This is a genomic window from Pseudomonas sp. MWU16-30317 (assembly GCF_020515695.1).
Lineage (GTDB): Bacteria > Pseudomonadota > Gammaproteobacteria > Pseudomonadales > Pseudomonadaceae > Aquipseudomonas.
The window spans coordinates 293004-306138 of record NZ_JAIWJA010000001.1 but is presented as its reverse complement, the minus strand read 5'-3'; the positions used below and the strand labels follow the sequence as shown (position 1 = coordinate 306138).

Here is a 13135-nt window from a genome sequence, read left to right as displayed (position 1 = left end):
AACCCAGGAGAAATACAGAAGAACCGTATAAGCCTAAGCTTATTCCATAAGCATAAAGAATCTTATAAAGCCATCTACATGCATTTTTTTTATTATATTTTTATGCTTAAACAGCCTTGGACGCCTGCCGAGTATCGCCTATAGGATCGCCTTCACTCACGCCCTGAGGTGACGACTGAAAGGAAGATCTATGTGGCAAAGCGTAATCACGCGGCTGTTCAGCAGCGTTCTGGTGTTGTGGCTCAGCGTAACGGCGGCCTTCACCGCCCTGCACTCCCTGCCAGGCAACATCGCCGATATCCTCGCCGGCGATAACGAATACCCCGGCTTGCGCGAAGCCATCGCCGCCGAATGGGGGCTGGACAAATCCCTCCCCGCACAATACCTCGATTTCCTTGGCCGCCTGGTGCATGGCGACCTTGGCACCTCCTATGTGATGCGCCAATCGGTGGGGGCCATTCTCGGATCGCAACTGTGGCCTACGGTGCAGCTGGCGCTGACGGCAGGGGCATTGGCGGCGATTTTGGCCATTACCGTCGCGCTGCTCACCGCCGGGCGTAGCGCCCTGGGCCGCAAGATCGCCTCGTCACTGGAATTGGTGATGACCTCCATGCCGGTGTTCTGGATCGGCATCCTGCTGTTGATGCTGTTCTCCTTCCACTGGCGCTGGTTCCCGGTGTCGGGGGCCAATGGCTGGCAGTCGCTGGTCTTGCCCGCCGTGACCCTGGCGCTGCCCACCGCTGGGATCCTTGCACAAGTATTGCGCGAGGCCATGGAGAAAGCCCTCGAGCAGCCCTTCGTGACCACCCTGCGCGCTCGCGGCCTGAGTGAAACCCGACTGCGCTTCAGCCACGTGCTGCGCCATGCCTTGCTACCGATCGTGACTCTGGGCGGTTGGCTGGTGGGAGGCCTGCTCGGTGGCGCGGTGATCACCGAAAAAGTCTTCGGCCGGCCCGGTCTCGGCACCGTCACCCTCAACGCCATCACCAGCCAGGACGTGCCGGTGGTGTTGGCCGTGGTGCTGGTGGCGGCCTTTATCTACGTAGCGATCTCGACGCTGCTGGATGTTCTGTATCTGCTCATCGATCCGAGGCTCAGAAGCCAATGACCCAGACTGTCTCCACCTTCGCGTCGGATGAAGCCGGCGCTATTGCAGCAGCCCCGTCGACGCGCCGCAAACCGCCTCTGGGCGTAGTGCTGAGCGCGGCGTTCTTGCTGGCGCTGGCCATCGCCCTGGTCGTGCCGTTCTGGCTGACCGGCTACGATCCACTGTCGGGCGACGTCACCATCGGCCTGCAGGCACCGAGCCTGGTGCACTGGTTCGGCACCGATCGGCTCGGCCGCGACGTGTTCGCCCGCGTAGTCTACGGCACGCGCTATTCGCTGCTGATCGGCATCGCCGGCATGCTCCTGAGCCTGGTGGTCGGCACCCTGTTGGGTTTGCTCGCCGGCATGAAAAACCGCTGGCTCGACGAAGTCGCCTCACGCCTGTTCGACATGCTCTCGGCCTTCCCTAACGTGTTGCTGGCCTTGCTGGTGATCGCCCTGATCGGCCCTGGCTTGATGAACGTCGCAGTGGCTATCGGTATCGCCGGGATTCCCAAGTTCGGGCGCCTGATCCGCAGCCAGACGCAACTGGTGCGCAACGCCGATTACGTGCGCCATGCGGTGCTCTACGGGCAGTCGCGGGGCAAGGTGTTCCTGCGCCACTTGCTGCCCAACGTGCTGGTGGCCATTCCAATCGTGGCGACCATCGATATCGGCAGCTCGATCATCGCCGTCTCCGGCCTCAGCTTCCTGGGTCTTGGCCCGCAACCACCGACACCGGAATGGGGCGTGATGCTCGCCGAAGGCCGTGACGTGCTGCGCGTGGCCTGGTGGCCGAGCGTGTTCCCCGGCGTGGCCATCACCCTCACGGTGATCTCTTTTACCGTGGTCGGCAGCTACCTGCAGCGCCGCTTCGAAGGGAGGCTCGCGCCATGACCCAGGCCTTGGTAGACATCGACAACCTGAGCATCAGCTTTCCGGCCCTGCACGGCGATACGCCGCTGGTGCGCGGTTTGAGCCTGAGTATCCAGCCCGGCGAATGCGTGGCCCTGGTGGGCGAATCCGGCTCGGGCAAGAGCCTGACCGCGCGCAGCCTGTTGGGTCTGGCCGGTGATGGCGCCGTGGTCAAGGCCAGGACCTTGCAAATCGCCGGTCGCGATGCCCTGACTTTCACCGAGCAGGATTGGCGCCAGATCCGCGGCCGCTGGGCCGGGCTGGTGATGCAAGATGCGCTGGTGTCGCTGGATCCTTTGCGCACCATCGGCCAGGAGGCGGGCGAAGTCCTCACCGTGCACGACTTGCTCAAGAGCAGTCGCGAGGTGGAACAGCGGGTGGTCGAGGTGTTCGCGCAGGTCGGCATCCCCGAAGCCAGGGAGCGCGCCGGTCAATATGCCCATCAACTGTCCGGCGGCCTGCGCCAACGGGCATTGATCGGCGCCGCCATCGCCGGCGAGCCAAGCCTGATCATCGCCGACGAACCGACGACCGCCCTCGATGTGACCGTGCAACAACAAGTGATCGCGGTCTTGGCCGACCGCGTGGCCCGTGGTGCCGGGCTGCTGATCATCAGCCACGACCTGGCATTGGTGGCGCAGATCGCCGACCGCGTTTACGTGATGCACAACGGCGTGGTGGTCGACTCCGGGCCGGTGGCGCAAGTGCTCACCCGCCCGCGCCACGACTACACCCGCCAACTGTTGGCGGCGACACCGAGCGAACAGTCCCGTGGCACCCGCCTGAGTTCGGCGCGGGTGCTGCCGGCCGCCGACGAGACTCAACCGTTGCGCATCGAGCGCAGCGCCTTGCCGAGTCGGCATATCGATCGACAACAGGTGGTGCTGCACGTCGACAACATCAGCAAGCACTATCGGCGCGGCGGTTTCGGCCGCCGCAAGGAGAGTTTCACCGCCTTGCACAGCGCCTCGTTCAGCGTGCACAAGGGCGAAGTGCTGGGCATCGTCGGTGAGTCGGGCTCCGGCAAGACCACCTGCGCCAACATCGTCCTCGGCCTGCTCGAACCCGACAGCGGCAGCGTGCAGCTGCTCGGCCAGCCATGGAGCCAGGTGCCCGAGGCGCAACGCCGGCCATGGCGGCGGCAGATGCAGTACATCCCGCAAGACCCGCTGAGCTCGTTCGATCCGCGCTACAGCGTGCTGCAGATCATCGCTGAAAACCTCCACGCCCAGGATCGCCAACGCGAGCGAGTCACCGCCCTGCTCACCCAGGTCGGCCTCAACGGCGCCTATCTCGATCGCCATCCCCGCTCGCTGTCCGGTGGTCAGCGCCAACGCATCGCCATCGCCCGTGCACTGGCGGCAGAACCCGCGCTGATCATCTGCGATGAACCGGTGTCGGCGCTGGACGTGTACGTGCAAGCGCAGGTACTGGACCTGATCAGCGAGTTACAAGCCGAGCGCGGCATCGCCCTGCTGTTCATTTCTCACGACCTGGAAGTGATCCGCCACGTTAGCGATCGCGTGCTGGTGTTCCATCAGGGCGAGGTGGTCGAGCACGGCACGGTCCAGCAAGTCTTCGACGCCCCGCAACATCCCTATACCCAACGTCTGTTGTCGGCACAGCCGACCGTGGCCGCTTCACCTGCTTGCGCTTAAGGACATCATGAGAGCACCCCTTCCCCTGCTTTGCCTGGCCGTTGCCATCAGCCCATTACTGGCCAGTTGCGACAACCCTTCAGAACCCGCCAAGAGCGTCGCCAAAACCGAGAACAGCGTGGTCAAGCCCCGCGACGGCGGCGATATCACGTTTGGCGTGACCACCGAACCGGTGTGCTTCGATCCGCACAACTCGTCGCAGCAGAATGCCTTCCTGGTGATCCGCAACTACATCGACTCGTTGGTCGGCAAGCAGGCCGACGGCACGTTCGCGCCCTGGCTGGCGAAGAGCTGGCGCATCTCCGACGATGGCCTGAGCTACAGCTTCACGCTGCGTGACGACGTGACCTTCAGCGACGGCACGCCATTCGATGGTGAGGCGGTCAAGGCCAACCTCGACTGGACCAGGGATCCGGCCCACACCGCCAACGCCGCCGCCTTTCTGGAGTATTACGATCACACCGAGGTGGTCTCGCCCCATGAGGTCAAGATCGTGCTGAGCAAGGCTGACTCGGCGTTCCTCGAGTCACTGTCGAGCGTCAAGCTGGGCTTTTTGTCGCCCAAGACCCTGGCCAAGGGCGGTGACCTCTGCCAAGGCGGTCCGAACCTGGTGGGCACTGGCCCGTTCGTGTTCGACCAGTACACGCGCGGCCAGTCGGCGCGCTTCGTCAAGAACCCCAACTATCACTGGGCGCCGGCCTATGCCGCGCATCAAGGCCCGGCCTATTTGAACTCGGTCACCTATCGCTTCCTGCCCGAATACGCGGTACGTGCGGGGGCCTTGAGCTCCGGGCAGGTGGACCTGATCGAAGGCGTACAGCCCACCGATCGCGCGCTGTTCGAGAATGCCCAGGGCTTCCAGTTCCTCACCGGGCCGTCGGCAGAGACATCGTTCACGCTTAACCTCAACTACACCGCCGCGCCTACCGATGACGTGCGTGTGCGCCGGGCACTGCGCGATGGCTTCGACCTGGAAGCGATCGTCAAGAACATCTACCTGGGCACGGTGCCGCGCGCCTGGTCCAACATCGGCCCGGACAACACGGCCTACAACAAGGGCCTCAAAGGTTCCTGGGGCAACGACGTGGCAGGCGCCAACAAGCTGCTCGACGACGCTGGCTGGACCGGCCGCGACGCCGAGGGCTATCGAACCCGCGATGGCCAGCGCCTGCGCATCGAGGTGGGCTACCCGCAGCCTTATGTGCGCGACAACCGGGATCTGTTGATCCAGCAGATCCAGGCGGCGGTAAAGAAGAACCTGAACCTGCAGCTGGACCTGCGCATCATCAGTTCGGGGGAATGGGTCAAGTCCATCGCCGACGGCACCTGGCATGTCTATCCCAACACCCTCAACCCATCGGATGCGGCGCTGTCGCTACGTGACGTGCTGGGTGGCAGCGGGTTTTTGTATCGCGGCATCAAGACGCCGGACCCGGAGATCGTCGGTCTGATCGACCAGGCCCGAGCGACCACCGACCTTGCCAAACGCCAGCCGATCCTGGATCAGATCCAGAAGCTGGCGGTGGACAAGGCCTACGTCATCCCGCTGTTCGCGCCCAACTATCAGCTCGCGGCGCGCAGTACGTTGCACGGGTTGAATTTCGAGGTGCAGCTGGATGCGCCGTCGAATTTGTATGACGTGTGGAGTGAGGAAAAGGCCAGATAAGGGCCTGTTTGTGGGGTGAGCTCGAGGGCCCCTTCGCCGCCGAACGCGCACCCTTGCTCCTACAATGGTGCGGTGTACCTGTGCAAGCAGGGCCGGCCCCTTCGCGGGCAAGCCTTGCTCCCACAGGTGTACACCGCACCATTGCGGGAGCAAGGGTGCGTGTTCGGCGGCGAAGGGGCCGGCCCTGCAAGCGCAGAATCACCAGCGATACGCCACCTTGGCGTAGTAGAACGCCCCGCTATACCCATACGGCGAGTACGTGCTGTATGCGAGATTGCCGCCACTGTTGCTGTACGCGTTGAGCTTCTCCGGGTACTTGTCGGTCACGTTGTCGCCACCCAGGGTGAACAGCCAGTTGCGGTAGCGATAATCCAGCGACAGATCGAGGATCCACGCCGCCTTGAAGGTCTGGTCGTTGACTTCACTGGCCTGATAGCTGGTGAACGAGCCGTAGCGCACCAGGTTGCTGTGCAACGTCCAGGCGTCATAGGTGAAATCGTTGCCCAGGCTCAATTTGTGCTGCGGCGTGGTATCGCCCAGCAGCCCGTCTTTCTCCCGTCGATCGACGCGCAGCAGGTTCTGCCCCAACTGATCGAGAATCCCCGGATTGGCCGCCACGTGGGTGACCTTGGTGTGGTTGTAGTTGTAGCCCACCGTGCTGTTCCAGCGCACGCCGCTGTCCAGTTGATAGCGATAGTTGGCCACCAGGTCGATGCCGTTGGTGCTGGTGTTCACCGCGTTGGTGAAGTACCGCGCCGTGGTGTAGTTGATGTTGCCGACGCCGTTGGCCTGCAGGTAATTGATCGCGTCCTGATTGAGGCTCAGGTTGGACGACAAGGTGATCCGGTCACGGATGTCGATGCGGTAGGCATCGGCGGTCAGGGTCAGGTTGTCGGTGGGTTCGAAGACCACGCCCAGGCTGTAGTTGCGCGACTTTTCGGGCTTCAGGTCTTCGGCGCCGAGCAGCTTGGCGACCTTGCTGTTGGACGCGAAGGTACCGGCCTCCTGCACGGTATTGCCGATCAGTTGCGACGAGGTGTAGGCAAAGTTCTGCTGGGCCAGCGACGGCGCGCGGAAGCCCGTCGACACGCTGCCGCGAATCGCCACTTTCGGGGTCAAGGCGAAGCGCCCGGACAGCGAGCCGCTGGTGTTGGAACCGAAGTCGCTGTAGTCCTCGTGGCGTGCTGCCGCCGAGACACTCAAGCGATCGGTCAGGTCGGTTTCCAGATCCAGGTACTGGGCAAAGTCATGCCGACTGTAACTCCCGGCATCGGCATCGCGAAAGCCGCCCAACCCGGAGCTGCCGGTCAGGTAATAGGACGCGGGGTCCCCTGATTCGATCTGGTAATCCTGATGCAGGTACTCCGTACCAAAGGCCACGTTGACCGGATTGGGCAAAAAACCGACGTTGAATTCACGCGACAGATCCAGGCTCAGCTGCTTTTGCGTATTGCTCAGCGTGCCGTTGTAGAACGAGCGCGGCGTGGCCAGGCCCAACGAGGTGTTGATGGTGCGGGTGTTGATTTCGTACTGGTTCTGGCCGTAGTTGGCAGACAAGTCGTAGTGCCAGTCGTCCAGCCACTCGCCCCGCACGCCGACCACCAGCGAGCGATCCTCGAGGGTGCCGCGAATCAGCGGCAGGTAGCCATTGGGGTAGAGCGCGGGCAGGTTGTTGGAGGCATTGCTGGCGCGGTAGAACGCGGCCGTTTCACCACGGCGCTTGCTGTAGCCGCCAAAGCCGTAGAGTTGCGCGGAATCGTTGAGGTCGAACTCGCCGTTGAACCACAGCTTGCCTTCATCGGTGGCGGGCTCGCCCTGGCGGAATACACGCTGGCCATAGGTGGTGGAACCAACGCTGGCACTGCGGTAATCGTCGCCGGCGCGGTTGGTGTAATCGTTGTCGGCACCTTCGGCGGAGAAGTTCAGGAAGCCCCGGTCGCCCAGCGCGATACCGGTGTTGCCGCTCAGCTGACGCTGGATGCCGTCACCCTTTTTGTAGCTGCCGTACTTGGCGGAAATCTCGCCGCCGTGGTTGGCATCCTTGAGGATGATGTTGATCACCCCGGCAATCGCATCCGAGCCATAACGGGCCGCAGCGCCATCGCGCAGCACTTCGATATGGTCGATGGACGACAGCGGGATCGCGTTCAGATCGGCCGGTGCCGAGCCGCGCCCCACGGCGCCGCCAAGGTTGACGAACGCCCCGGTGTGGCGGCGCTTGCCATTGACCAGCACCAGCACCTGATCGGGCGACAGGCCGCGCAGCTGTGCCGGACGCGCCAGTTCGGCACCGTCGACCAGGCTGGGCCGGGGGAAGTTGATCGAGGGAATCAACCGCGCCAGCACCGTGCCAAGTTCATCGGAACCACTGCTGCGCAGGGTGTCGCCGCTGATCACATCGATAGGCGACAGCGAGTCGCTGGCAGTGCGCTTCAGCACCCGGGTGCCGGTGACGATGACCGTGCTCAGGGGCTTGGCTTCGGTATCGTTGCCCACCTCGGCGTCGGCCGCCCAGGTGCTGTTGCACAGCAGGCTGGCGGACATGATGGCGAGGGACAGAGGGGTCTTGCGGAAGGGTCGCATGAACCGATTTCCTTGATTCCAGACCCGGCACTTCGCTGTGCCGGGGGCAGGAGCGGTCCGCTGGCAGCGGTCGCGAGCATCCTTGCGAATTGATTGAGTTCGGCCGTCCGATCGATATAGCTTATCGATACTAAATATTTAAATTAAGAAACATTTAGACATATCCTTATGTATCGTCCTGCGGCCTCTACGCCCCGCACTGACAACCGTTATAACCATGGACCAAAGGTTTATTAGAATCCGCTACCCGGCGCCTATTACAATCCCCCCGGCAAGGAATGCCTCACCCAGAACAAGGAACGCTGTTCATGTCTGCTGCCAATCCCCGCCGCAATCCCTGGCTCGCGCTCATCGGCGTGGCCATCGCCAGTTTCCTCGGCTGTATCGATTTCACCATCGTCAATACCGCTTTGCCGGCCTTGGGTCAGGAACTGGGCATAGCCCTGACCCGGTCACAGTGGCTGATCACCGCCTTCGTCATGGCTCTGGCGGCCTTCATGGTCACCGCCGGGCGCCTGGCCGATCTATTTGGGCGTCGGCGCATGATGCTCGGTGCCATGTTGCTGTTCGGGATCGCCTCGCTGGCGGCCGGACTGAGCGCCAGCCTCGCGGCACTGGTGCTCTGGCGGGTCGTGCAAGGCCTGGCGTGCGCGGTGCTGTACACCGCCTCCACGGCCATCGTCGGCCATGCGTTGTTCGATGCACGGCAACGGGGCAAGGCCATTGGCCTGCTCTACAGCGCCAACGGTCTGGGCCTGGCGATCGGCCCGGTAGCTGGCGGGCTGATCGTTGCGGCTTGGGGCTGGCGCTGGGTGTTCCTGCTCAACGTGCCGTTGATTCTGATCGGGCTGGCGTTGGTCTGGCGTCATGTCGAGGAATCCGCTGCTGCGGATGACGGTCAGGGCCTGGATCTGGCCGGCCTGTTGTTATTGACCCTGACGTTGCCGTTCTGGGTGCTGGTGCTGGTACGCGGCGGCAGTTGGGGCTGGTCATCACCCACCACTCTCGGCCTGCTGGCCTGGGCCGCCCTACTGCTGGTGATACTGATAGTGGTCGAGCGCCGGGTAGCAGCGCCCTTGCTGCGCTTTGATTTTCTCGCCCGCCCGGCCTTCAGCGGCGCCTGCCTGGCCACCGCGGGCCTGGCGTTTTTCTATTGCGCGGCGTTTCTGTTGATGCCGCTGTATCTGGCCGATGTACGCGGCCTGTCCAGTGCCGCCGTTGGCCTGCTGTTGTTGCCGACCACAGCGGTGCTGGCACTCTTGTCACCCTGGGCCGGGCGCTGGGCCGATCGCTTCGGTACGCGGCCGGTGTTGCTCGCCGGTTTCGCCCTGCTGGTCGCATCCGCCTTGTTGCAAAGCGGCTTCGACGGCCACAGCCCTTGGTGGTGGGTGATACTCGCGTTCATACTGATGGGGGCCGGCTGGGCCTGCATCCTCGGCCCTTCGACCCTGGCCGCCATCGCCGCCGTGCCGGGCGACGCCAGCGGCGTGGCGATGGGCATGTCCTGGACGCTGCACAACCTCGCCGGCGCTCTCGGGCTGGCAGTCTCCACCTTGGTATTGCAGCACGTCAGCGGCGACTTCGTGGCCGGCTATCAGCAGGTGATGACGGTCTTGGCCAGCGTCAGTGCGCTGGTGTTGCCGAGTTTGCTGGTGCTGCTGCGAAAAGGTCCGGTGGGGTGTGCGCAAGCGACCGCATGAGCGGTCACCCGCCACTTCATATCCACGAACAGCTACTCGCTCACACCCGGACACCCATGAACCTGATCGAAGCAGCAAAAAACCTCCCCCACGCCTGGCGCTCGAAGATCCTTGGGCGCACCGCAGGCGCCAACTTAAAGGTCATCCGCATGGACGAAGCCGGGTGGGTGCTGTGCGGTCTGATTGCTGGAAAAAGCCTGGGCGCTGCGGTCGAGCTGAGCATGGAGTACAGCCCGGCAGCGCCCTTTGGCGGTATCGCGCCCGCCGACGCCAGTGATGCATTGATCAACCTGGTCAAGACCCGATTGCGTTGACCGACGGTTTGCTACCCTGCCCTGCCTCCACTGTACCCTTTATCTCCAGCGATACCGGCTCGCGATTGACCAGCCGCACCCGACGGATCTCGACCACAGGCCAATGTCGGGGCGAGCCTGGATGGCGGCGTGGGCAACCTCTGAGCGCATCTAGCGCACGAGCTTCTGATCGGCAATCACGAAGCCGCGGTAGTTGTCATCGATGAACTTCTTCACTTCCGGCCCCGTGAGGTAACTGGCAAGCAGCTTGACCCGTGGATCGTCCAGCTGCTCGTTGCGGGTGTAGATCAGGTTGGCGTAAGGGTTATCGGTGGTGTGCTCACGCACCAGAGCCTTCGACGGGTCGATACCGTTGGACAAGGCCACGTCGCCGTTGATGAAGCTCGCGTCGGCGTCCGGCAATGCCTTGGCGCGCAGCACTGTGTCGGTGGGGATGAACACCAGATGGCGCGGGTTATCGTCGATCGATTTTTCGCTGACGGCGACCGCCGCTGGCGAGCTGTCGAGCTTGGCGACGTTGAGCTTGATCAGGCCCAGGTCCTGGAGGATGAACAAGGCACGCGGCAGGTTGGTCTGCTCGTTGGGAATGAGGATTCGCGCGCCGTCAGGCAGCGCCTGCGGGGTCTGGTATTTTTGCGAGTACAGGCCGAAGGCATTGAGCAGCACCGTGGCCTTGCCGTCGAAGTTGTCGAGCTTGGGATGGGCGGCCTTCCAGGCGTTGACGTATGGCTGATGGCCGGTGAAGTTGACGTCGGTATCGCCGTTGGCCAGCAACTCGTAGGAGTCAAGGGTGCCGCTGCCGCCACTGGTGGTCAGCTTGAGCACCAGCCCCGTGCCGTCGGCGTCGGCGAGCTTCTGTACGTAGCGCACGATGTCGCCCTGGGGCGAGGCCGTCGCGTAGATCTTCAGCGGGGTGCAGGGCACCACCGTGCCCTTGTTCACTGTCGTGGCTTGCTCGGCAGCCTGGGCCTGGCCCTTGGCAAACAGCCCGGGAACGGCCAGCGACACACCGATGCCAATGGCCACGAGGGCGGCGGCGAACACGCCAAGGTGAGCGGGTTTGAATCTTGGGTCAGCCATGTAGAGTCCTGAAAAGTAGTCGATGATTGAGGCTTAACGTTTGTGTTTTCGGGCGCGGATCCACAGGTCGCCGCTGATCTGGATCACCTGCACGATGATGACCATGGCGAACACCGAGATGAACATCAGCTCGCCATAGAAACGCTGGTAGCCGAACTCGATCGCGAAGTCCCCTACCCCGCCTGCTCCCACGGCGCCGGCCACCGCCGTGCCCTCGACGGTGCCGACGAGGATGATGGTCATGGCGTTCAACAGCCCCGACAACGACTCGGGCAACAGCACGCGAAACACCAGTTGCCACTGGGTCACGCCCATCGCCCGCGCCGCTTCGATGCGGCCTTGATCGATCTCGCGCAACGCCGCTTCGACCAGCCGCGAGAAGAACGGACTGAAGCCCAGCACCAGCGGAATGATCGCCGCCACCGGCCCCAGGGTCGTGCCGACCGCCGCGCGTGTGACCGGAATCAACAGCACGATGAGGATCAGAAACGGGATAGAGCGGCCGACGTTCACCAGCGTGGTCAGCAAATAATAAAACGCCGGTTTCGGCGTGACCGAGCCGGGTGCGATCAAGTACAGCGTGGTGCCGACCGTAAGGCCGACGACAATGATGCTCGGCCCGGCGATGGCGACCATGTACAGCGTCTGCAGCAGGGCCGCCCAGAAGTCCGGAAGGTAGGTTTGCCAAGTGAGGGTATTCATCGAGCGCTCTGCCAGGGGTTACACATTCACCGTGACCAATTCCTGCGCCAGCAACTCGCGCACCCGCGCGACGTCGAACGACGCCTGCGGATCCCGGGAGCTGAAGCGCACCTTGAAGCGCGCGATCGGTGTGTTGCCGAGGCTGTCCATGCGCCCCGAGAGAATGGAAAAATCCAGGTGCAAGGCGTTAGCCACCTTAGACAGCAGGTGCGTCTGGCTTTCCGGGTGCTCGAAGATCAGGTCCACGGTGTCCGGGCCGTTCTGCCACGCAGCCTTTTCGTCGAGCGGCAGCAGGTGATCCTTGAGCACCGAGCGCTCACGCTGGATCACCTCCTTGAGCGCCCCGGCCTCGGTGATCGCGCCGTGCTCGATCAGCACCACGGCGTCACAGGCATAGCGGATCACGTCCCACGAGTGGGTAATCAGGATGACAGTGAATCCGTAGGCCTGCTTGAGCTGGGCCAGCAGGTCGAGGATGGTCTGGGTGGTCTGCGAATCCAGGGCGCTGGTGGCTTCGTCACACAGCAACACCTCGGGATGGGTGATCAGCGCTCGCGCAATGCCGACCCGCTGCTTCTGCCCACCGGACAACTGCGAGGGGTAGTGATCTTCGCGATCCTGCAGGCCGACCCTGGCGATCAATTCCCGGGCGCGAATTCGCCGCTCGGCCAGCGGCACACCACGAATGGCCAGCGGGAAGGCGATATTTTCCAGCACCGTCTTGCCGTGGAACAGGTTGAAGTGCTGGAAGATGGTCGCCACTTTCGAGAGGTATTCGCGCTGGTCCTTGCCATCGAGCTCGGCCAGGTCGCGGCCATTGAACGCGATGCTGCCGCTAGTGGGCGTTTCGAGCAAGTTGAGCAACCGCAACAGGGTGCTTTTACCGGCACCCGAAGTGCCCACCACGCCCAGAAACGCGCCCCGTTCGATGTCCAGGTCGATCCCGCCAAGGGCCGGCACCGAGGCATCGCCAAACACCTTGGTGACACCGGCCAGGCGGAAAATCGGGTCACTCATTCATACACCCCTCACTTGGCAGTGATCACTGCCAGTTTGGTGATCCCGGCTTTCTCGATCACGGCCATGGCCTTGGCGACTACGCCATAGTTGACGCCGTTGTCCGCTTGCAACTGAATGCGCACGTCCGGGTCCTTGGCCTTGGCCCCCTGCAGGCGGAACTGCAGTCGGTCGAGATCGATCTGCTCCTTGGCGATGAACACCTGGCCCTTGTCGTCGATGCTCACCACCACCGGGTCTTTCTGCTCGACCGGCGCCACGGCATCGGTCTTGGGCAGGTTGATGGGGATGGCGTTGGTCAACAATGGCGCGGTGACGATAAACACCACCAGCAGTACCAACATCACGTCCACCAGGGGCGTGACGTTGATTTCGCTCAGTACTTCGTCGCTGTCCTGGGTCGAAAAGGCCATT

General features: G+C 63.2%; 11 protein-coding genes. 6 read left to right on the top strand and 5 right to left on the bottom strand.

All coding sequences use genetic code 11. The features are described 5' to 3' along the window. The first annotated feature begins 190 nt into the window (after positions 1-190). Genes LIX93_RS01435 through LIX93_RS01420 form a run of 4 tightly spaced genes read left to right on the top strand, consistent with a single transcriptional unit; the run spans position 191 to position 5325 of the window. Positions 191-1108 carry an ABC transporter permease gene (locus LIX93_RS01435; protein WP_226502235.1) on the top strand — a complete coding sequence of 306 codons (918 nt, stop codon included), beginning with the start codon at positions 191-193 and terminating at the stop codon, positions 1106-1108. Beyond that, positions 1105-1983: an ABC transporter permease gene (locus LIX93_RS01430; protein ID WP_226502234.1), complete on the top strand. Its 879-nt coding sequence runs from the start codon at positions 1105-1107 to the stop codon at positions 1981-1983. Before LIX93_RS01435 ends, LIX93_RS01430 begins: the two co-directional genes overlap by 4 nt. Then, positions 1980-3659 carry an ABC transporter ATP-binding protein gene (locus LIX93_RS01425; protein ID WP_226502233.1) on the top strand — a complete coding sequence of 560 codons (1680 nt, stop codon included), beginning with the start codon at positions 1980-1982 and terminating at the stop codon, positions 3657-3659. Before LIX93_RS01430 ends, LIX93_RS01425 begins: the two co-directional genes overlap by 4 nt. A gap of 7 nt (positions 3660-3666) precedes the next feature. After that, positions 3667-5325 (top strand): ABC transporter substrate-binding protein, encoded by a 1659-nt coding sequence (locus LIX93_RS01420; RefSeq protein WP_226502232.1) that lies wholly within the window; start codon positions 3667-3669, stop codon positions 5323-5325. 198 nt (positions 5326-5523) lie between these two features. On the opposite strand, the gene LIX93_RS01415 is transcribed toward LIX93_RS01420, so the two are convergent. Then, a complete protein-coding gene (locus LIX93_RS01415) occupies positions 5524-7908 on the bottom strand; it encodes a TonB-dependent receptor (protein ID WP_226502231.1) in 2385 nt (794 codons plus the stop codon). 308 nt (positions 7909-8216) lie between these two features. Here LIX93_RS01415 and LIX93_RS01410 point away from each other — a divergent pair, with 308 nt between their 5' ends. Beyond that, positions 8217-9608, top strand: coding sequence for an MFS transporter (locus LIX93_RS01410; protein ID WP_226502230.1), 1392 nt, complete (start codon positions 8217-8219; stop codon positions 9606-9608). Positions 9609-9664: 56 nt separating this feature from the next. Further along, entirely contained in the window at positions 9665-9922 is a 258-nt protein-coding gene (locus tag LIX93_RS01405) for a hypothetical protein (protein ID WP_226502229.1), read from the top strand. Positions 9923-10072: 150 nt separating this feature from the next. On the opposite strand, the gene LIX93_RS01400 is transcribed toward LIX93_RS01405, so the two are convergent. The 4 genes from LIX93_RS01400 to LIX93_RS01385 are packed head-to-tail and all read right to left on the bottom strand — an operon-like array spanning position 10073 to position 13134. Beyond that, positions 10073-11002 carry a MetQ/NlpA family ABC transporter substrate-binding protein gene (locus LIX93_RS01400; protein ID WP_226502228.1) on the bottom strand — a complete coding sequence of 310 codons (930 nt, stop codon included), beginning with the start codon at positions 11000-11002 and terminating at the stop codon, positions 10073-10075. Between the two features lie 33 nt (positions 11003-11035). Further along, the gene (locus LIX93_RS01395) at positions 11036-11704 is read right to left on the bottom strand and encodes a methionine ABC transporter permease (RefSeq protein ID WP_226502227.1); all 669 of its coding nucleotides are present in this window, start codon (positions 11702-11704) and stop codon (positions 11036-11038) included. An 18-nt stretch (positions 11705-11722) separates the two neighbouring features. Then, positions 11723-12721, bottom strand: a complete 999-nt coding sequence (locus LIX93_RS01390) for a methionine ABC transporter ATP-binding protein (protein ID WP_226502226.1) — start codon at positions 12719-12721, stop codon at positions 11723-11725. Between the two features lie 11 nt (positions 12722-12732). Further along, positions 12733-13134: a biopolymer transporter ExbD gene (locus LIX93_RS01385; RefSeq protein ID WP_226502225.1), complete on the bottom strand. Its 402-nt coding sequence runs from the start codon at positions 13132-13134 to the stop codon at positions 12733-12735. Between the last annotated feature and the right edge of the window lies 1 nt (position 13135).